Source organism: uncultured Psychroserpens sp. (assembly GCF_947500255.1).
Taxonomy (GTDB): domain Bacteria; phylum Bacteroidota; class Bacteroidia; order Flavobacteriales; family Flavobacteriaceae; genus Psychroserpens.
In genome coordinates, this window is record NZ_CANMRL010000009.1 from 1 (window position 1) to 20331 (window position 20331).

Genomic DNA, 20331 nt, shown 5'->3' on the forward strand with positions numbered 1-20331 from the left:
CCATTAGGAGGAGGAGTTACTGATGATAGTGATGATCCAACCGATCCAACTGATACGGATAACAATGGTGATGGTGATCCAGATGATCCAACCGATACAGACCTTCCGCAGACAGCATCGTTAGATGTTGTTAAAGTTGCAGATATCCTAGATAATGGAGATGGTGTTGTAGGTGTTGGAGACGTTATTACTTATACCATCACAGTGACTAATGATGGAAATGTGACATTAGATAATGTAGTAATTGTAGATACATTCACAGATGCTAACGGTATTGTCTTAACTCTTGATTCTGGACCAACGTTTGTAAATTCAGATTTAGGAAGTGCAGAAGGTGATTTATTAGTTGGTGAAACAGCTACATATACTGCAACGTATACAATTACTCAAGATGATGTTGACGCTGGAGGTTTAGTTAATAGTGTTGTCGCAGATGGAACTGATCCAGATGGAACTACTACAACTGATACTAGTGATGATGGAGATGATACAGATGGAAATACAGAAGACGATCCAACAGAAACAATGACTGATTCAGATTTTGAATTGTCGGTTACTAAAGAACTTGATGTTTTAGAGCCTATCATTGGAGATGAAGTGACCTTTACAATTACAGTAGCTAATGAAGGGTTTGTAACTGCAACAGGTGTTGTAGTTGAAGATATTTTACCAAGTGGATATACATTTGTTTCGGCTATAACAACTGCTGGAACATATTCTGAGGTAGATGGAGAATGGACAGTAGGTCAATTAGATCCAGGTCAAGTTGAAGTACTTCAAATAACGGTTGAAGTTTTAGGATTTGGTGACTACTTAAATACAGCTACCATTACTCAATTTACTGGTGGAGATGACCAAAATGAAAATAACAACAGTGATTCTGTAGGAGTAGAACCAATATGTTTAACAATTTACAATGAATTCTCACCAAATGGAGATGGCGTTAATGAATTCTTTGTCATCGACTGTATAGAAACATTCCCAAATAATACTTTGGAGATTTATAACAGATGGGGAAATATTGTTTATGAAACCAAAGGCTATAGAAATGATTGGAACGGAACTTCCAACGGAAGAGCTGTTTTAAGTCAAGGAGATCAGTTACCAGTTGGTACATATTATTATGTCATTGATTTAGGAAATGGTTCTGAACCTAGAGTAGGATGGTTATACATAAACAGATAATTAATAAAGGCAAGATTAAAAACGATATTAAAATGATACAAAAATCATCATTAGTAAAAGGATTAATACTGTTAGTGTTTTGTACGCTGACCATTAATACTAGTTTTGCGCAGCAAGACCCGCAGTATACACAATATATGTACAATACAATGAGTGTGAATCCTGCATATGCTGGACAGCGAGAAGTATTAAGTATTACTGGTTTGCATCGAACACAATGGGTTGGCATAGATGGAGCGCCACAAACACAAACTTTAGGTATCCATGCGCCACTTAGAAATGATAAGATTGGTTTGGGATTATCAATAGTTAATGATGCATTAGGTCCAGCAAATGAAACCTATATAGATGCAAATTTTTCATATACTATTCGATTAAATGAATCACTAACCAAATTATCATTTGGAGCGAAAGCAGGAGCACATCTATTAGATACTGATTGGAGTAGAGGTCAATTCCAAAACCCAGATGTTGTTTTTAATCAAAATATTAGTCGGTTTTCACCAACAATTGGAGCAGGTGTTTATTTACATAATAGAAAATGGTACGTAGGTTTATCTGTACCTAACTTCTTAACAACCGAGCATTATGACGATTTTCAAGAGTCGGTTGCTAAAGAACGAATGAACTACTACTTAATTGCTGGTTATGTGTTTGATCTAAGTGAAAATACTAAACTGAAACCTGCTGCACTTGTAAAAGCAGTTTCTGGAGCGCCACTTATAGCAGATCTTTCAGCTAACTTTTTATTTAAAAATAAACTGACTTTAGGCTTGGCTTGGAGATGGGATGATTCGGTAAGTGGTTTAGCTGGTTTCCAGGTAACTGATGGGTTGTATATAGGTTATGCTTATGATGCAACGACCACTAACTTAAATAACTATAATAGCGGTTCACACGAGATCATGCTACGTTTTGAATTACAGAAAGTAGGTAGAATATTATCACCGAGATTCTTCTAAAAAATAATGATTATGAATTTTTTAAATCACGAACTCAAAATAGCCAATAAGATTGGCGTGAGTAAAACACATAAAATTATATGTATCCTAGCTTTTAGTTTAGTTTTTTCGATGGGATACTCGCAAAGAGGAAAAATTAGACAAGCGTCTAAAGAATATGATAACTTGGCCTATTTAAAGACAAGTGAGATTCTTTTAGAAGTTGCTGAAAACGGCTTTACTTCTGTTGATTTATTGCAGAAATTGGCTAATTCTTTCTATTTCAACAATCAAATGAAAGACGCTGCTAAATGGTATGGAGAACTCATGAAAATGGATGTTGATGGTATAGACCCTGAATACTATTTCAGGTACGCACAATCATTAAAGTCTATTGAAAATTATGACGAGTCTGATAAGTGGATGAAAAAGTTCGCTGCTGAAGATAGAAGCGATCTAAGAGGAAGGGCATTTTCTTCTACCGTTGATTATTTATCTATGATCGACGAAGCAAGTAGAGAATTTGAAGTTTATAATCTGGATATTAATTCTGAAGTTTCAGACTTTGGTTCTACACAATATAAAGATCAATTGATATTTGCATCTTCTCGTGGAGGAGGAAAAAAATACAAATGGAATGAGCAACCTTATCTTGATTTGTTTTCAGCTAACAAACAAGATGATGGTTCTTACGATGATGTAGCAAAATTAGATAGTGGTATTAATACGAAGTATCATGAATCTACTGTTGCATTCACACCAGATGATCAAGTCATGTATTTTACACGTAATAATTATTACAATAAGAAATATAGAAATAGTGAAGATGGAACTAACAGATTGAAGCTCTTCAAAGCGACTTTAAATGATAATGGCAATTGGGATGATATTGAACCTGTTCATTTTAATAGTGATGAGTACAGTGTCGCTCATCCTACTGTTAATGTACAAGGAACAAAAATGTACTTTGCATCAGATATGAATGGAACGCTAGGTAAGTCTGATATTTTTGAAGTAGATATCAATGAAGATGGTTCTTTAGGAGATCCAGTTAACCTCGGAGCTTCAGTAAATACTGAAGGACATGAAACCTTTCCTTTTATAAACTCAGAAGGTGACCTATACTTATCTTCTAATGGGTTTAGTGGCTTAGGCGGATTGGATGTTTTTGTTATTAGAGATTTTGAAAACAAACGTGCTTTAAATCAGCCAATGTCACTGGAAAATGTTGGTAGACCAATTAATAGTCCTATGGATGATTTTGGTTACTACGAAAACTTAGGAACTAAAGAAGGATTCTTTACATCTAATAGAGATGGAGGTAAAGGAGATGATGATATTTATAGTTTCACTATTCCTGAATGTGAACAAGTACTTGAAGGTACTGTTAAGGATAAAGAAACTATGGAATTACTCTCTGGTGCTGTTGTTACCTTATTTGATGGAGAAGGAAATCAATTGCAGCAAATGACTGTTGGAAACGATGGTTCATATAAATTTGAAGGATTAGCTTGTGAAATGGAGTTTTTGGTAAGAGGAGAAAAAGAGACCTATGCTTCAGACGAAAAACGTTTTACAACTCCTAAGAAAAAACAAAAATTAGAAATTGAATTATTACTCGAAAAAGATGTAGTTGCGCTAGAGCCTTGTGCAGATCTAGCTAAGATTTTAGATATTCCTATTATTTACTTCGATTTTGATAAGTATGATATTAGATACGATGCAGAAGTAGAGTTGCAAAAAGTATTGGCTGTAATGAATAAATACCCAACCATAACAATTGATGTTAGAAGTCATACTGATTGTAGAGGCCCTGCATCTTACAATGAAAGATTATCTGATAATAGAGCACAATCTACACGTCAATACTTAATTGATAAAGGTGTGGCAGCAGAGCGTTTAACAGCTAAAGGTTATGGAGAATCACGATTAGTTAACGATTGTGGTTGTGAACCAACAAATAATTCGTCATGTAGTGAAGCTGAACATCAGCTTAATAGAAGAAGTGAATTTATTGTGACTAGTATTAATGGTCAAAAGTGTCCAGAAAATTAATTTAGATATTACATTATCTATTAAATAAAAGTTAAAAGCTGTCTTTTTTAAGGCAGCTTTTTTGTTTCTAGTATTTTTTTTAACATTTAGTTGTTATTTTTGTTCGCTATGGCAGAAGAACACGTAATTCTTGTAAACGAAAATGATGAGCAAATTGGTACAATGCCAAAGTTAGAAGCTCATGAAAAAGCAGTATTGCATCGTGCATTTTCAGTATTTATCTTTAATGATGATAATGAACTGATGTTACAGCAACGTGCAAAACATAAATACCATTCCCCTTTATTGTGGACCAATACCTGTTGTAGTCATCAGCGTGTAGGTGAAACTAATATTGAAGCAGGAAAACGTCGTTTAATGGAAGAAATGGGGTTTGTTGTAGATTTAAAAGAAACGATTTCATTTATATACAAAGCCTCTTTTGATAATGGATTAACAGAACATGAACTCGATCATGTGATGGTAGGCCATTATAATGATGAACCGATAATTAACAGTGAAGAAGTTGAAGCTTGGAAATGGATACCTTTAGAAGCCGTTAAAGTTGATATAGAACTCAATCCAGATCAATATACTGAGTGGTTTAAAATTATTTTTGATAAATTTTACGAACACATTAATATTTCAAAGTAATGCGAGTAACAGTAAGTAGAAAAGCACATTTTAATGCAGCTCATCGCTTGTATCGTAAGGATTGGAGTTTTGAGAAAAATGATGAGATCTTTGGAAAATGTAATAATCCAAACTTTCATGGTCACAACTATGAATTGATTGTTAGTGTTACAGGTGAAATAGATCCAGAAACAGGATATGTGATCGATATGAAAGTATTAAAAGATATCATTAAATCTGAAATTGAAGATGCATTTGATCATAAAAACCTGAATGTAGAAGTTCCAGAATTCAAAGATTTAAATCCTACTGCCGAAAATATTGTCGTTGTCATTTATGATAAGATCAAACCCAAACTTAAGACTGATTTTGATTTAGAGATTACATTATATGAAACGCCTCGTAATTTTGTAACCTATTCTGGAGAATGAAAAAATCACTATATCCTATTAAGTTTCAACCCATTTTAAAAGATAAGATTTGGGGAGGTCAAAAGTTAGCGACGCTACTCAATAAAGCATCAAGTTTACCCAATGTAGGTGAAAGTTGGGAAATTAGTGATGTTGAAGGAGATACTTCAGTCGTTGTAAATGGCGATTTAAAAGGACAGTCTTTAAAAAAACTTCTTGAAGATTACAAAGCAGATATATTAGGAGAAAAGAATTATAAAATCTTTGGAAACAAATTTCCGTTATTAATTAAATTTATTGACGCTAAAGAGGATTTATCTATTCAATTGCACCCTAATGATGAACTTGCAGCAAAACGCCATAATTCATTTGGAAAAACGGAGATGTGGTACGTGATGCAAGCAGATGACGATGCTAATTTAATTGTTGGCTTTAATCAAGAAATGACGTCCGAAAAATACCTGAAGCATCTTGAGGATAAAACACTTACTCAAATTTTAAATTTCGATAAGGTAAAAGCAGGAGATACCTACTTCATCGAAGTTGGCCGTGTTCATGCCATTGGTGCAGGTGTGTTATTAGCCGAAATCCAACAAACAAGTGATATCACGTACAGAGTTTACGATTGGGATCGTGTGGATGATCAAGGTAACGAAAGAGAACTGCATAACGATTTAGCGATTGATGCGTTTAATTTTGAAATGAAAGACGATTTTAGAGTAGATTATTCAAATGAAAAGAATATATCAAATGAAATGGTGAGTTGTGATTACTTTACAACAAGTATACTTCATGTCACTGAGTCTATTTTGAAGTTAAATACCAAAGATTCCTTCTTTATATACATGTGTGTTGAAGGTGAAGCAATCATAGAAACCGAATACGCTTCAGAATTTATAAAACAAGGGGAAACGATACTACTTCCCGCAGCAATAAAAACCTATAAAATAACATCTGACAATGCGAAACTATTGGAAGTTTATGTTTAATTTTGTAGCAAACAAATTAAGTAATTATGGCAAATATTAGAGACCTTAAAAAAGACATTAACTTTGTTCTAGGAGACATTATAGAAGCAGTTTATGTTTGGGAATATAGCAACACAGATAAAGACACAAAGAAGAGTGAGGCGATTATTGATGAGGCAATCGAAACTTTTGACGTCTTAATCGCAAAAGTAAATGATAAAAGTGTTGAGAATAAAAAAGCACACTTTAAAGCGATCAATAATGAGCTCGAAGAAAAAGGTAGAGCTTTGATCGATAAATTAAATAAATTAGGATAATTTTTTTGAGAGTGTATTTGCAAATTTAGATATCAACACTATATTTGCACCTCTTAAAAGCCGATGTAGCTCAGCTGGCTAGAGCAGCTGATTTGTAATCAGCAGGTCGTGGGTTCGAGTCCCTCCATTGGCTCAAAAAAAATCCCAAACGTAATGTTTGGGATTTTTTTATTCATATGAGATAAAAACTAGTCTTGGCTGTTCTTATCTTGCTTTTCTTTTTCTGCTTTTCGTTCTTTAATAAACGCGTCTAATTGTTTACCATATTTTGATGCTTTCACATTAGTCGTAAGTGTATCGTAAATTTGCTGTAAATAACTAATACTTGTATTTGGAACTTCACTTATAGCTAAATAAGGAGAAACTTCACTGTCTGGATGACTTACGGCGAAATTAATTGTGTAGCGATACTTACTTTTTAAAAGGTTGTCAAAGTCTGTTTTTAAAGATTCAACTTTACTAGTATCTTTTGCTTTTTGAGACTCAAGACTCTCCTTAATCATATCTAAATTTTTATCATTAAACTTAGACATCATGTCTAGATATTTATCTAAAACAGCTTGCTGTTTCGATCCTTTTACTGTAGCGTCAATATTAAAATTCTTAAGTGTAGAGTTAATTTCAGTAATTCCTTTATCTGCAAAAAAAGCAATAGTGCCTTCTTCGTTGTCATTTTTATCCAGCTTTAAAAATAAAATCTCAGGTTCTTGTAGTTTCGAATGAAGCACAAAATTAGAATCACCATTAACAGCAACAGAATCTAAAGTCACCATAATGGTATCCTGTTGTTTCTGTAAATAAACGGTTCCTTTTTTTAGACCTTTAACATGACCATTAAGTGTGAAATCATGTTGCTCTTCCTTTCCGCAGGAAACCAATAAAAGTGCTAGTAATACAACAATAAATTGCTTCATTTAATTTTGATTTTGAGTGCGCAAATATCTTATAAAAAATAATTAAAAACTAACTTACAGCAGCTAATTCCATTAAAATTGTACAGCCAATAGCTGCTATAGTTCCAATGGCATAACCAAAGACAGCAAGAAGCACTCCAACTGTAGCTAACGATGGGTGAAAAGCAGATGCAACAATAGGAGCAGAGGCAGCTCCACCAACATTTGCTTGACTACCAACAGCTAAGAAGAAGTATGGTGCTTTGATAAGTTTTGCTATTCCAATAAGTAAAAGAGCATGTATGGTCATCCAAACAACACCAATGGCTATGAGACCCAAGTTATCAAATATGAGTGTCAAATCCATTTTCATTCCAATACTTGCAACAAGGATATAGATAAAAACACTACCAAATTTACTAGCGCCTGCACCTTCATAGTTTTTAGCTTTTGTAAAGGATAGTAGTATGGCGATAAGAGTTGCTATACTTATCATCCAAAAGAATTTTGATCCTAAGAACGTAAATATATTTCGAGTAGTTTGAGATTCTATGCCAGCCACCAAGTTGTCAAAAAATGGCGCTAGAAAGTTAGAACATAAATGAGCAATACTTACTGTTCCAAACGCAATAGCTCCTATAATCATTATGTCTGTAAGTGACGGATTACGTTTTACTTTTTCTGAGAATGTAGATACTTTTTCTTTAAGCTCTTCAATAGACGATGTATCAGCTTTTAACCATTTATTAATTCTGTTTCGTTTTCCAATACCAATCAATATGATAGCCATCCATATGTTGGCAACTACGATATCGACAAATACCATTCCACCATAAAGTTTTTGATTATACCCATAGATCTCTAACATGGCAGTTTGATTTGCGCCACCACCAATCCAGCTTCCAGCAAGTGTTGAAAGACCTCTCCAAACAGCATCTGGGCCAACACCACCAACAGTTTCTGGTGAGACAGCTGCAATTAATAGAATAGCAATTGGTCCACCAATAACAATTCCTAAAGTTCCAGTAAAAAACATCACCAAGGCTTTCCAACCTAGATTAAAAACGGCTTTTAAATCGATACTTAAAGTCATTAAAACTAATGCTGCTGGTAATAAATATCTACTGGATACATAATACAAATTTGAACTATGCTCTGTTACTTCTCCACTATCAGAGACTGTTGTCCATTCTGAAGATATAAGACCAACTGTAGTTAATACTGCTGGAATCATATAAGCCATAAATAATCCAGGAACTATTTTATAAAACTTGGGCCAAAAGCCAGTCTTTATAGATTCTGTTAGGAATACAAACCCTAATGAGAGCATTAGAAGTCCAAAAACGATAGTATCATCAGTAAATAAAGGTGTATTGTCCATATTGTAGTTGTCTTTATAGTTCGCAAAATACCAAAATAAAAGCGCATAAAAAAAGCGACGTTTTTAAGTGTCGCTTTCATCGGTCTTTTTTGGCTTGGGTTGCCTGTTTTGTTCTTTAAGGTATTGCATAAGCATCCATTCGATCTGGCCATTAGTACTTCTAAATTCATCAGAAGCCCATTTTTCGATCGCTTTGAGCATATCTTCGTTTATTCGCAATGCAAATGCTTTTTTCTTTGCCATTTTTATTGTGTTATAAATAGAGCTTTTATGAAACTTAATATAAGTATTAAAAGCAAAAATACTATTTTGATAATCATGACTTATTAATTTTTCGACTATAGATTAAAACCAAAATGGGTAAAATAATACTAAGACCTATAATAGTTGGAACAAACCAAGTACCAATACTAGTGGCATGCCCTTTAGCTGTTTGAATTGTGAAATAAGCTATACATGCAAAAACGAGAACAACAAACAAATTAGTAAACCTTAATATTCGAGTACTAAAGCGATAGTTCTTGAGGGCATTTTCTTCTGTGATATTCACCATGTAATTATGAATATGTGGAAACTTATTTAAATATGACAATCCTAAAAACATGATAAGACCCAGTCCAGGTAAAACCCATAAAAAGCTTTTTTCACTGTGACCATCAACTTCTCCTTTCACATTAAGATGTGAAGGGATGATGTCTGGTAATTCAGAATAAGACATAATGGTATATACGATCATCAATAGCAATAGGGTCACAGATGTCAAATCAACAGCTATGTCTAAGGGTTCATAAGGCACTTTTATTCTTGGTCTATTATTACTCATTTTATCTGTTTTTATCTCGCTCAAAAACTACGCTTGTCCAACCTTGCGTGATATGGTTAACTACCCATCCCTCTCTTGAATATTGATTAAGCAAGTCTTCAAAATGTTTAGTTCTATTTCTAAATCCGAGTTTTGGTACAACAACTTTATATTCTTTCATCTGTTTTGTTTTACGGGTTTAAAGTGGGTCATTATCTGATGGGTCATTCTCACCTTTAAAAATCACAAGTGCTAATATAACTCCAATAATAGTCCCTATGAGAGCGCCGTAAACAACTCCCATTGCCACATCACCAATAACGGCTCCTATCGTAGTTCCAATGCTGCTTCCTAATGCGCTTCCAATAGCAATGCTATAAATTTGATTCTTGTTCATTTTAGTGGTTTAATGTTCCAGTATTTAAAACAGGTGAGGCATCTTTGTCGCCACAAAGGATGACCATTAAATTACTTACCATAGCAGCTTTGCGTTCTTCATCTAAATCGACAATTTGTTTCTTACCAAGTTCTTCTAAAGCCATTTCTACCATGCTTACAGCACCTTCAACAATTTTATGTCTAGCAGCTACAATTGCTGTTGCTTGCTGACGTTTTAGCATAGCATTAGCAATCTCTTGTGCATAGGCTAAATAACCAATACGTGCTTCTAAAACTTCAATTCCAGCAATAGCCAAGCGTTCTTCTATTTCTTTCTCTAAAGCGTTACTTACTTCATTAACACTAGAGCGTAACGTAATGTCTTCATCGTGCCCTTCATCTGCGAAATTGTCATATGGATACATACTCGCTAGCTTACGTACTGCAGCATCGGTTTGTACACGAACAAAGTTTTCGTAGATATCGACATCAAAAGCTGCTTTATAAGTGTTTTGAACACGCCATACTAAAATAGTGCTTATCATTACAGGGTTACCCAGCTTGTCGTTTACTTTTAATCGCTCGCTATCAAAATTTCGAGCCCTTAATGATATTTTCTTTTTAGTATAAAATGGATTTACCCAGTAAAAGCCATTCTTCTTCACAGTACCTATGTATTTTCCAAATAGTAATAATACACGCGAGCCATTAGGTTGTACCATAATAAATCCAGGGGCAATAATAATTGCTATAGGAAGCAATAGTAAAAACTCACCACTTTCAGTAATAATGGCTGAAGCTATTGGTCCAAAGAATAGTATAAGGAATATGAATAGCATAAGATAACCGTTTGCTGGAACTATTATTTTTTCTTCTTTCATTTGATTAGGTTTTAATTAAATAATTCAATATGATATTATTTTGATATCAAATTTACATCAAAGATTTTTAATTTGCAAATTGAGTTTGGCACGCCATTTGCTTTATATAAAATGTAAATGCTTATGAAGATGTTAGACGAGGAGTGATTACCTCACATAACGGAGTAACATTTATCATTTGGTTGGTTAGTTAATAAAAACGCATCTCGAACTTTGAGATGCGTTTTTAACTTTTAATAAGATGCTGTTGTTTATTTTTTGAGAATAAAGTCAGATACTTTTATAATAAGATCTTCGGAAATTTTTCTAAAAGATTCATTGTAAGATTTCGAGTTTTCCAATTTATCACCAGCAATAATAAACAATACATGGTTCATATTATCAATGATTTCAATTTCTGCTTTATTAGAACCTTGCTTTAGAAGTTTTGCTTCATCTACAGATACCTGAAGATCCTTTGTACCATTGATTATAAGTATAGGAATGTCTAAAGTTTTAATGATCTCTTGTGGTTTGTATTGCATCCAATTCATGATAAACGGTTGAACGTCTGCTCTAAAAATTGATCCTAATGCCTGAGGATATTCTGTAGTTAATTTTCCTTCCTTTAAACTGTCAAATGCTTTTTTAGTGCCTTCAACTAATGACGGATCCATTGCGGCAATTTGTTCGGTAATAACATCGTCTATAGATTGTCCTGCACCAGCTAATGAAACAAAACCATTTGCTTTCCCTTTAGCGGCCAACATACCAACAAGGCTTCCTTGACTATGTCCAATAACATAAATACTTGAATACTTACCTTCATTTTTGAAGTAATCAATAACCGAAATGGCATCAGTCACAAAATCATCAAATGTTATGTTAGGGTCTATTTTCTTTTTAAGAATTTGTTTAACAATACGTTTATCATATCTGTAGGTGGCAATACCTCTATTAGAAAGTGATTCTGCAAGTTTTTTTAATGAATTGTTATTCGAAAAATTTTGATTTCCATTTCTATCTGTTGGCCCAGAACCAGCAATAATAATGGCAAGTTTAGGTTTTTCATTGCCTTTTGGTACTAATAAAGTACCATCTATTAATTCATTTACAGAAACCTCTTGTGATGTAAACTTAGAATCTTGGGCATAGATTATTGTACCTAAACAAAAGAGGAGAACACTCATATAATATTTCATAGTCGTTTTTTTATAACACCTAATAATTGATGTACCAAAGTTAACTAAAAATTAAAACGAAAATTATGTGATTTTATGACTTTATAATGAGTTTTTTTTATTTGACGATATTGCATTTCATCGATGAAATGCAATATTTCATCTTATAATGTTAAAATTAAGTGTATTTCATCGATTAATTGTGTATTTTAACTTGTATAATGAAATAGAGTTCTATATTTGAAGTGTACTAAAATTTAGTTTTTAGTTCAATGGATTAATTAATTAATATTTGCATATGTGATGGCTTAGTGACCCTAAATCTACCACATATTTAAAAAGCAAATTAGGAAAACCAAGGTTGAGGGACCTTGGTTTTTTCGTTTTATATGGTTGAACTTAAATAATGCTTCTAAAGGTCAAGTTAATCCGTTCACCAATGGTCTTTTTGGTTTTAGCGATTTGATGTAGCCAAAAATGTTGCATTTCTCCTTTCATAACCAATAAACTTCCATGATGTAAATTGAGTTTATGTCGTTCTTCTTTTATATATCGATGTTTAAAATGAAAGGGTCTCATTTCCCCAAAACTCACCGAAGCTATTATTGGGTTTTTACCAAGCTCTTTTTCATTATCTGCATGCCAACCATTACTATCATTACCATTGCGATATAAATTGAGAAGAACAGTTGTAAATTGATGTTTGATTTCTTGTTCTATATCTGCCTTTATTTCTGATAGTTCCGAAGAGAACTGATGAGGTTTCATGGTAATCCCAGAGTAGGAGTAGGTGCTGTGGTTATTAGCATATAGAGCTGTTAATCTTGGCTGTTGATGGGTTTTTCCAAATATTGTGATGCTGTCTTGCTGCCATTTAATTGTATTTTTTAAAACTTCAAAATAACGATTAGCAATATCCGAGTTATAAAAACCCTCAATGTAAATGAGTTCTGCATTTGGTCGTTTAATTATCGTTTTTTCTTCGGAAAATAAGTCCATCACTTAATTTTTATCTAAATTAGCTATATCATGAAGATTCACAAAATATTAATTATCATAGCTGTAGCTATTGTGTTTGGGTTTACAGCACAAGAAAAAAATGGGCTACCTGAAGGGTTTATACATGTTAAAGATATCATTCCAGATATTGATGTGGAGCTACGCTATTTTTCTAATAATAATTTTGTTGGAGATACTATTGTAGGCTATAAGGCCAATACTTTGATTTTAACAAAACAGTCTGCCGAAGCTCTAAAAAAAGTGCAAGATGAGTTACAAGAGCAAAATTTATGTTTGCGTGTCTATGATGGGTATCGTCCTCAGCGCGCAGTAAACCACTTTATGCGTTGGGCTAAAGATTTAAACGATACGATTAACAAACAACAGTTTTATCCAGATGTTGAAAAACGACATTTGTTTAAAGAGGAGTATATTGCAACACGCTCTGGTCATAGTCGAGGAAGTACTATAGATTTGACAATTATCGATGGTAATACCAACGAGCCATTAGATATGGGAAGTCCGTATGATTTCTTCGGAAAAGAATCTTGGGTTGAGCACCCAGATCTAACCAAAGAACAAAAGAATAACAGGCAGATGTTACAACAAGTGATGTTAAAACATAATTTTAGAAATTATCCCAAAGAGTGGTGGCATTTCACATTGCGTTGGGAACCTTTTCCCAAGACTTATTTTGATTTTGAAGTAGAGTAGACCTTACTTTTGTCTTTTTTGAAATGTTCCATTCTTGAATACCCAAGTAACTTTTTGCTGCTCTCTTTTATGAAATCCATTGTCTGGATCAAATTCATAATAAAAATGTGAGAGTTCTTTAGATTTTGGATTGTATTTAAGATTGATTTTATCGACGCGATTTGCGTAGACGGGTAAATGTTTTTGTCCACCAAACATAGAATCACATAATTCTAAAGTATTGTCTTTAAATCTATAAACCCTAGCTAATGAATGATGTTGTCCTCCACCATAAGTTCCCCAACCTAGTAATAAATAAAACGATTCGTTTTTGGCTTTGATTTGATAAACGCCATAAATTATAACCGATGTTGGTTCACCAGTCATATGTTCATCTCCAGAATCTAATTTCAAATATTTAATTTGTCCAGAACTAGTTTTAAACTGGGCATATGAGGCCATATCATGCCAGCTTCCGCCATTTATTCTATCCCAACTATAGGTTTTTATCAAACTATCTTCTGATGTTTTTATAGTCACGTATTTTGATAATTTTGTCAAAGGACTGTAAAAGCTACTTGAATCTTTAAGATCAAATACTAAGCGTTTCTCAATAATTGGAGATATAGCAATTGCCAATTCAGAATCAACCGAATTTAAAAGTTTAAAGTTTTCAGAGATAAAAGTGTCATCAAACTCATTATTTTGTGCATTTAATGTGTATGAAAAAACTAATAGTAATAGTATGGTTATTCTAATCATTGAACTTGCCTTTATATTTAATAGCTTGTTTAACATGTGCCAAGTGATGATTACTATGCCATGCATATGTACCAATGGTTTCGTCTAATCTAAACCGTTTTCCATGTTCTGGATGTACAAACTCTCTAGATAACTCTTCCTCTGAAATATTGCGAAGTAGCTTACTCAGTTTGGCGTGTAGTCCTTTGAGTAAACTTAGTGTATCATCTAAACTATCATCATTGCTATCAATCAAATTTGCCCAGCGATCTTCATAATAAGGTCTGATGGTTGGTGAATCTTCAGTTAGTGCAAGTTTAAACCTAATGATACTATTCATATGACTATCTGCACAATGATGCACCACTTGTTTGATGTTCCATCCATCTGGTCTGTATTGCCATTTGAGTTGGTCTACATTTAGATCTTTGATTGCTTCATTAATCGCTTTTGGAAATTGTTCGATGTCATTTATCCAACCCGATATCATTTCCGAAGAGATATTTTTGGGAGCAGTAAATTCACCAATTGGAAATCGTAATTTGTATAATTCTTCTGAAATCATGCCATTATTTTATTTTAAAATCGTACTCTAAAACTAATATTAGGTGTAATGCCTAAAGATACATTTTCAATGGTTACAATATCACCATTTGTATTTTCTGAATAGTAGGTATTGATCACATTTTCCCTGTCTAATAGATTCCATATCGACGCTCCAATAGATGCATTCATTCTATTGGTAAGTCTTAACTGGTACGTTGCAGAAAGATCTGTTCTGAAGTAATCACTCTGTCTACTACTATTTGGAGTTGTATATTCAATTTGCGAATTGGTATCATCTTGCATTGATAAAGGCAATGTTTGGGGTTTTCCAGAATGCCAATTAACGCCTAATGCTAATTTTAAATCATTAATAGTGTAAGTGCCAGCAAAGGTTGCGGTATGTCTTACATCGATATTATTAGGAAACGGGTTACCATTGTTTAAGTCGTCAAATTCATAATCATTCTGGCTGTAAGAATAACTTAACCACGTACTAAATGAATCAAATTGTTTGTTGATTAAAAAATCGATACCTCTTACTTGATATTTTCCGATAGCATCTGTGAATTGAAACTGATTTTGAAATCCTTGACTTCTAGACGTAATACCGTCAATATCTTTAATAAAACCTTCGGCACTAATAAGTAGCTTGTTTTTATTATAATGAATTCCAACAGCGCCTTGAACACTTTTAATGATAGGTATATCTTCGTTATTAGATAAGATCCAACGTCGTTTTTCAATACCTAAGAAGTCATTTTGTAAATCGATGATTTGAGAGGTAGTCTGACTTTTTAATTCGGCTAAAAATTCTAATCTAAAATCATTACTCAGCTTGTGGCTCAACGATAAACGCGGTTCTGTGAAAAATTCCGAGAATTTTTCAATGTAATTAGTTCTTAGTCCAATTCGTGCATATGTGCTTTTACTGGCTGAGGTAAATTCGGCTTCACCATAAATAGAATGTGTTCGTACAACTTCTTTGATAAAACTCTCTGAGTCTGGATTATTAGTGTCTTCCGCATTACTAATAATAACCTCACTAAATTGATAACCACCATGTAATTTTAAATTGTCATCTATATGATTTGTAGCATTAATCTTAATACCTAAATCGTTAACGCGATTGTCTTGATTGGTACGTTGACTACTTGCAATATCAAAGTTTGTGGCTCTTAAGTCATAACCTGTATAGTAAAATTGCGCTGTGGTCGTAAGCTTACTATTCCAGTATTTTAGATATTGAAAACCAGTAGCAAAATTGTTTTGTATGAGTTCATTTTTTAAAGGAATACCAGAATCATCATCAGACCTTTGGTCATAGGTAAGCTTGTTGTTTATGGTTAAAAAATTAAAACGAAATTGATCTTGATCTGTGATATCGTATAAAAACTTTGTCGCTATATCATAAAAGTAAAAACGTTCATTATTAGAGATTACTTCAGAGCTGCCTTGTTGCGGATTAGAAAAGTCACTATCCTGAAAGACACGTTGTAGATATTGATCATAGGTTGGCGTGAAAATAAAATCGGTAACAGAGCGTCGAGCTGAGACTTGTATTTCGGTGTAATCATTTAAGGGGACTTTAGCAAAACCATCAGCATTGATAAGATTAAAGCCAGCTCCAGCGATAAAATCTTGATCCAAACTATTAGATTGTGTCATATCTATCACACTTGATACACCATCACCAAATTTTACGCTCGTACCATTTTTTGAAATATTAACCTCTTTTGTGAGGTATGGATTAAAAGCAGATACCAAACCAAAAAAATGTCCAGATTGATACATTTTTATACCATCCCAAAGAATTAAGTTTTGATCGTGAGTGCCACCTCTAACATTGATGCTAGAGACACGTTCATCTACACTAAGAATTCCTGGTAAGGCTTGTATACTTTGTAAAACATCAGATTCTATTAATCCTGGGAGTATTCCAAAATCTTCAGTTTTAATATTGATTTTACCGTCACTCTTTTTGGAAATACCTTTGGTTAAGAAATTAGTAATGACGACTTCTTCCAGCTTTTGAGTAATAAAGCTACTAAATGGATTTGAACGTTTAGAGATGACTACATTAGTGTCATTGATGCGTATGAAATCTAGGTTGGTTTCAGATTTTAAAAACTTTAGAACGTCTTCTAACGATAATTCATCATCAGGTAGCACAGCAGTTTTGTTTTCAACAGTTTGATCTAAATAACTAAAGTTAATATTGAATTTTTGCTCTAATTGTAAAATAATTTCGACAAGCGGAAGTTTCTTTTTTGAATTAGTTTGTGCATAAGTGCGACTAGCATTCAAAAAGAATAAGGTTATAAAAAGATAGAAGACACCTTTTTTACTCACGTTTTAGCCTAATGATATTATCCGTTTTACTATACTTCAATTGTAATGGTAAAGTAATGGATTTTAAGGCAATTTCTATATCATTATGCATAAAACTTCCTGTAAATTTTTGAGAATCGTCAATATTGTTAAATTCAACAGACACATTATATTGTCTTTCGAATTCGGCAATGACCTCTCTATATGGAATACTTTTAAAGGTACTCTTATGGTTTAACCACGATGGACTTGGTAATTCTTCTTTTTCTGTAGCAATATATTTCCCATCAATAATTAAAAAAGTATCTCCAGGTAGGAGTGTTGTTTGTTTTGTATTTGTGTGAACACCAACTTTACCTTCATAACAAGTCACTTCAAAATACTTGTCTCGCTGCTTAACATTAAATTGAGTACCGAGAACTGTTACTGTTCCTATTTCGGTTTTTACATCAAAACGTTGTCCTTTAGCAACATTAAAAAAAGCTTCTCCTTGAAGTGATAAATTACGATTATCGTCCCAGTTAGAGGCGTTAAACACAATACTGGATACAGCATTAAGTTCAACACGTGATGCATCAGGTAATACCAAAGATTTTTGTTCAGATACCAGAGTTCTTGTGGTCGTATCTAAGCTATTGCTGTAAAAATAAATACCAAAGCAAATTACTAGTACAGCAGCAATTTTAGACACGATTGATATGAGTTTATAGCGTTTTGTAGGTTTTGATTTGACGGTGTTCCATACAGTATCTAACTCATCTTCAGTGTCTAAAGCTTTTGCTTTAAACCCTTTAAGTTGTAGGTCTAATTTGATGAGATCATTATAATCTTCAAGCTGCTTGAATGCTTCAAGCTCTTGAGGGTTAAGATCGTGATCTAACCATTTTTGTATGAGGCTTTCTCTGTTCATAATATAAATTCACTCATATAACAGTTCAAGAATAAAAATTCCTACCTTTTATAGTTCATCAATATCTTGTCTTAATTTTTTTAATGCACCATAAATACGCTTTTCTACAGCTTTCGTAGAAATATCAAGTAATTGGGCAATTTCCTTGAAGCGTTTTCCTTCAACTCTATTCATTAAAAAGGCGACACGTTGTGCTTCGGTTAGATTGGCAATGGCTTTTTCTAATTTCTCTTTGTATTGCTTTTCTTGTAACAGAAACTCGGGATTGATATTGGTGCTGTGTTTTGGTTTGATTTGTTGATGTCTTAATACTACTTTTCGATGGGCAAATTCGTTTAACATGAGATTATTAGCTGTCGTAAACAAAAAACTTTTTGCTTTGTCCTGTGGTACTTTAGCACAATTTTCCCACAATTTCACAAACGCTTCTTGCATTTTGTCTTGCGGATTGAACTGGCTTCCAAACTTGTAGTAGAGAAAGTCATATAAGTCTTTAGAATACTTTCTGAAGATAGAAGAAAACAATTGTTCTTCGCAAATATGTTCCTTAAGTGGTTTTGACATTTTTATTCTTGGTTGCGCTAAGTTATAAAAATTATTGAGGTAGGAATTTTTAAGATATAAATGTTCTATTAAAAATATAAGTAATTGTTAAGCAAACTTAACCGTTAGTTTTAGTTTTTAGTTGGTAAAAAAGGATTGTTGGTCATAGCAATCCTTTTTTTATGGCTTAATTTCAAACTTCGCTTTATAAATACATCACAAATCGTTAAATTTGCATCTTTAAAATTCTATAAGAATATGTTTAATAATTTAAGTGAAAAGTTAGATAAAGCATTACACGTCTTAAAAGGGCATGGTAGTATTACCGAAGTCAATGTAGCAGAAACTTTAAAAGAAGTTCGTAGAGCCTTATTAGATGCCGATGTCAACTTTAAAATAGCTAAAGAATTTACCAATAGAGTCAAGGAAAAAGCTTTAGGCCAAAACGTATTGACGAGCTTACAACCAGGTCAATTAATGGTCAAGCTTGTTAAAGATGAATTGACTGAACTTATGGGTGGAGATGCCGAAGGTATTAACCTTTCTGGAAACCCAAGCGTGATTTTAATGTCTGGTTTACAAGGTTCTGGTAAAACGACGTTTTCAGGTAAATTGGCAAACTATCTCAAAAATAAAAAAACAAAACGCCCTCTTTTAGTAGCCTGTGATGTTTACCGTCCTGCTGCGATTGACCAATTACATGTTGTAGGAGAGCAAATTAATGTTGAGGTTTATAGTGATAAAGGTAATAGTGATCCAGTAGCTATTGCTCAAGCAGGTATAGCGCACGCAAAAGCTAATGGTTTTAATGTGGTTATTATAGATACTGCTGGACGTTTAGCAGTTGATCAAGCCATGATGGATGAAATTTCTAATATCCACAGTGCAATACAACCGCAGGAAACTTTATTTGTAGTCGATTCTATGACAGGTCAAGATGCTGTGAATACAGCAAAAGCCTTCAATGATATCTTAAATTTTGATGGTGTTATCCTTACCAAATTAGATGGTGATACTCGAGGTGGTGCTGCCATTTCAATTAAGTCTGTGGTAAATAAGCCAATTAAATTTATTGGTACAGGAGAAAAGATGGAAGCTATTGATGTCTTCTATCCATCACGTATGGCAGATCGTATCTTAGGAATGGGAGATGTGGTGTCTCTTGTAGAAAGAGCACAAGAACAATATGATGAAGAGGAAGCTCGTAAAATCCAAAAGAAAATTGCCAAAAATCAGTTCGGATTTGATGATTTCTTGAAGCAGATACAGCAAATCAAGAAAATGGGTAACATGAAAGATTTGATTGGAATGATTCCAGGAGCAGGAAAAATGATGAAGAATATAGATATTGATGACGATGCTTTTAAAGGTATTGAAGCTATTATTCATTCTATGACTCCAGGAGAACGATCTAATCCTTCTATTATAAATGCAAGTAGAAAAAAGCGTATTGGAAAAGGTTCTGGAACCTCGGTACAAGAAGTCAATCAGCTTTTAAAGCAATTCAATCAGATGAGTAAGATGATGAAGATGATGCAAGGCGGAAAAGGAAAAGCAATGATGCAAGCTATGAAAGGCATGAGATAAT

General features: G+C 33.4%; 23 protein-coding genes and 1 tRNA gene. 10 read left to right on the top strand and 14 right to left on the bottom strand.

Going from position 1 to position 20331, the window contains the following annotated elements:
- The 8 genes from Q0783_RS17980 to Q0783_RS18015 form a co-directional block, all read left to right on the top strand.
- The coding region (locus Q0783_RS17980; protein ID WP_298897471.1) for a gliding motility-associated C-terminal domain-containing protein at window positions 1-1185 on the top strand (1185 nt) is incomplete at its 5' end.
- Between the two features lie 32 nt (window positions 1186-1217).
- A complete protein-coding gene (locus Q0783_RS17985) occupies window positions 1218-2147 on the top strand; it encodes a type IX secretion system membrane protein PorP/SprF (RefSeq protein WP_298897473.1) in 930 nt (309 codons plus the stop codon).
- A gap of 12 nt (window positions 2148-2159) precedes the next feature.
- A complete protein-coding gene (locus tag Q0783_RS17990) occupies window positions 2160-4181 on the top strand; it encodes an OmpA family protein (protein ID WP_298897475.1) in 2022 nt (673 codons plus the stop codon).
- A gap of 108 nt (window positions 4182-4289) precedes the next feature.
- Window positions 4290-4814 (top strand): isopentenyl-diphosphate Delta-isomerase, encoded by a 525-nt coding sequence (gene idi / locus Q0783_RS17995; RefSeq protein WP_298897477.1) that lies wholly within the window; start codon window positions 4290-4292, stop codon window positions 4812-4814.
- On the top strand, window positions 4814-5224 hold the full coding sequence (locus tag Q0783_RS18000) for a 6-carboxytetrahydropterin synthase (protein ID WP_298761770.1): 411 nt from the start codon (window positions 4814-4816) through the stop codon (window positions 5222-5224). Before idi ends, Q0783_RS18000 begins: the two co-directional genes overlap by 1 nt.
- Complete coding sequence (locus tag Q0783_RS18005; protein WP_298897479.1) at window positions 5221-6192, top strand: type I phosphomannose isomerase catalytic subunit; 972 nt, start codon at window positions 5221-5223, stop codon at window positions 6190-6192. Before Q0783_RS18000 ends, Q0783_RS18005 begins: the two co-directional genes overlap by 4 nt.
- A 26-nt stretch (window positions 6193-6218) precedes the next feature.
- Entirely contained in the window at window positions 6219-6488 is a 270-nt protein-coding gene (locus Q0783_RS18010) for a hypothetical protein (protein WP_230937349.1), read from the top strand.
- Window positions 6489-6547: 59 nt separating this feature from the next.
- Window positions 6548-6621 (top strand) — tRNA-Thr (locus tag Q0783_RS18015).
- A 55-nt stretch (window positions 6622-6676) separates the two neighbouring features.
- Here the strand turns inward: Q0783_RS18015 and Q0783_RS18020 are convergent.
- The 9 genes from Q0783_RS18020 to Q0783_RS18060 all read right to left on the bottom strand — a co-directional run bounded on the left by Q0783_RS18020 (window position 6677) and on the right by Q0783_RS18060 (window position 12982).
- On the bottom strand, window positions 6677-7402 hold the full coding sequence (locus tag Q0783_RS18020; protein ID WP_298761775.1) for a DUF4369 domain-containing protein: 726 nt from the start codon (window positions 7400-7402) through the stop codon (window positions 6677-6679).
- Window positions 7403-7451: 49 nt separating this feature from the next.
- Window positions 7452-8762 (bottom strand): DUF819 family protein, encoded by a 1311-nt coding sequence (locus Q0783_RS18025; protein WP_298897482.1) that lies wholly within the window; start codon window positions 8760-8762, stop codon window positions 7452-7454.
- A gap of 63 nt (window positions 8763-8825) precedes the next feature.
- Window positions 8826-9005 carry an Arc family DNA binding domain-containing protein gene (locus tag Q0783_RS18030; RefSeq protein ID WP_230937346.1) on the bottom strand — a complete coding sequence of 60 codons (180 nt, stop codon included), beginning with the start codon at window positions 9003-9005 and terminating at the stop codon, window positions 8826-8828.
- A gap of 73 nt (window positions 9006-9078) precedes the next feature.
- Window positions 9079-9585 (bottom strand): DUF1648 domain-containing protein, encoded by a 507-nt coding sequence (locus tag Q0783_RS18035; RefSeq protein WP_298897484.1) that lies wholly within the window; start codon window positions 9583-9585, stop codon window positions 9079-9081.
- A gap of 1 nt (window position 9586) precedes the next feature.
- Window positions 9587-9745 carry a hypothetical protein gene (locus tag Q0783_RS18040; RefSeq protein ID WP_230937344.1) on the bottom strand — a complete coding sequence of 53 codons (159 nt, stop codon included), beginning with the start codon at window positions 9743-9745 and terminating at the stop codon, window positions 9587-9589.
- An 18-nt stretch (window positions 9746-9763) separates the two neighbouring features.
- Window positions 9764-9961, bottom strand: coding sequence for a hypothetical protein (locus tag Q0783_RS18045; RefSeq protein WP_298897485.1), 198 nt, complete (start codon window positions 9959-9961; stop codon window positions 9764-9766).
- 1 nt (window position 9962) lies between these two features.
- On the bottom strand, window positions 9963-10823 hold the full coding sequence (locus Q0783_RS18050) for an SPFH domain-containing protein (RefSeq protein ID WP_298897487.1): 861 nt from the start codon (window positions 10821-10823) through the stop codon (window positions 9963-9965).
- A gap of 251 nt (window positions 10824-11074) precedes the next feature.
- Window positions 11075-12004 carry an alpha/beta hydrolase gene (locus tag Q0783_RS18055; RefSeq protein ID WP_298897489.1) on the bottom strand — a complete coding sequence of 310 codons (930 nt, stop codon included), beginning with the start codon at window positions 12002-12004 and terminating at the stop codon, window positions 11075-11077.
- Between the two features lie 378 nt (window positions 12005-12382).
- On the bottom strand, window positions 12383-12982 hold the full coding sequence (locus Q0783_RS18060; protein WP_298897491.1) for an alpha-ketoglutarate-dependent dioxygenase AlkB: 600 nt from the start codon (window positions 12980-12982) through the stop codon (window positions 12383-12385).
- A 30-nt stretch (window positions 12983-13012) separates the two neighbouring features.
- Here Q0783_RS18060 and Q0783_RS18065 point away from each other — a divergent pair, with 30 nt between their 5' ends.
- Complete coding sequence (locus Q0783_RS18065) at window positions 13013-13696, top strand: M15 family metallopeptidase (protein ID WP_298897493.1); 684 nt, start codon at window positions 13013-13015, stop codon at window positions 13694-13696.
- 3 nt (window positions 13697-13699) lie between these two features.
- Here Q0783_RS18065 and Q0783_RS18070 read toward each other — a convergent pair whose 3' ends face one another.
- Genes Q0783_RS18070 through Q0783_RS18090 form a run of 5 tightly spaced genes read right to left on the bottom strand, consistent with a single transcriptional unit; the run spans window position 13700 to window position 18764 of the window.
- Window positions 13700-14437, bottom strand: coding sequence for a hypothetical protein (locus tag Q0783_RS18070; RefSeq protein WP_298897495.1), 738 nt, complete (start codon window positions 14435-14437; stop codon window positions 13700-13702).
- Window positions 14430-14981 carry a YfiT family bacillithiol transferase gene (locus Q0783_RS18075; RefSeq protein ID WP_298897497.1) on the bottom strand — a complete coding sequence of 184 codons (552 nt, stop codon included), beginning with the start codon at window positions 14979-14981 and terminating at the stop codon, window positions 14430-14432. The genes Q0783_RS18070 and Q0783_RS18075 overlap by 8 nt, the downstream gene beginning before the upstream one ends.
- Before the next feature lie 14 nt (window positions 14982-14995).
- On the bottom strand, window positions 14996-17311 hold the full coding sequence (locus tag Q0783_RS18080; RefSeq protein WP_298897500.1) for a TonB-dependent receptor: 2316 nt from the start codon (window positions 17309-17311) through the stop codon (window positions 14996-14998).
- On the bottom strand, window positions 17304-18200 hold the full coding sequence (locus Q0783_RS18085) for a FecR family protein (RefSeq protein ID WP_298897502.1): 897 nt from the start codon (window positions 18198-18200) through the stop codon (window positions 17304-17306). Before Q0783_RS18085 ends, Q0783_RS18080 begins: the two co-directional genes overlap by 8 nt.
- Window positions 18201-18248: 48 nt before the next feature.
- Complete coding sequence (locus Q0783_RS18090) at window positions 18249-18764, bottom strand: sigma-70 family RNA polymerase sigma factor (RefSeq protein ID WP_298897504.1); 516 nt, start codon at window positions 18762-18764, stop codon at window positions 18249-18251.
- Window positions 18765-19001: 237 nt separating this feature from the next.
- On the opposite strand from Q0783_RS18090, the gene ffh reads away from it, so the two are divergent.
- Window positions 19002-20330 (top strand): signal recognition particle protein, encoded by a 1329-nt coding sequence (gene ffh / locus Q0783_RS18095; protein ID WP_298897506.1) that lies wholly within the window; start codon window positions 19002-19004, stop codon window positions 20328-20330.
- The last annotated feature ends 1 nt before the right edge of the window (window position 20331 follow it).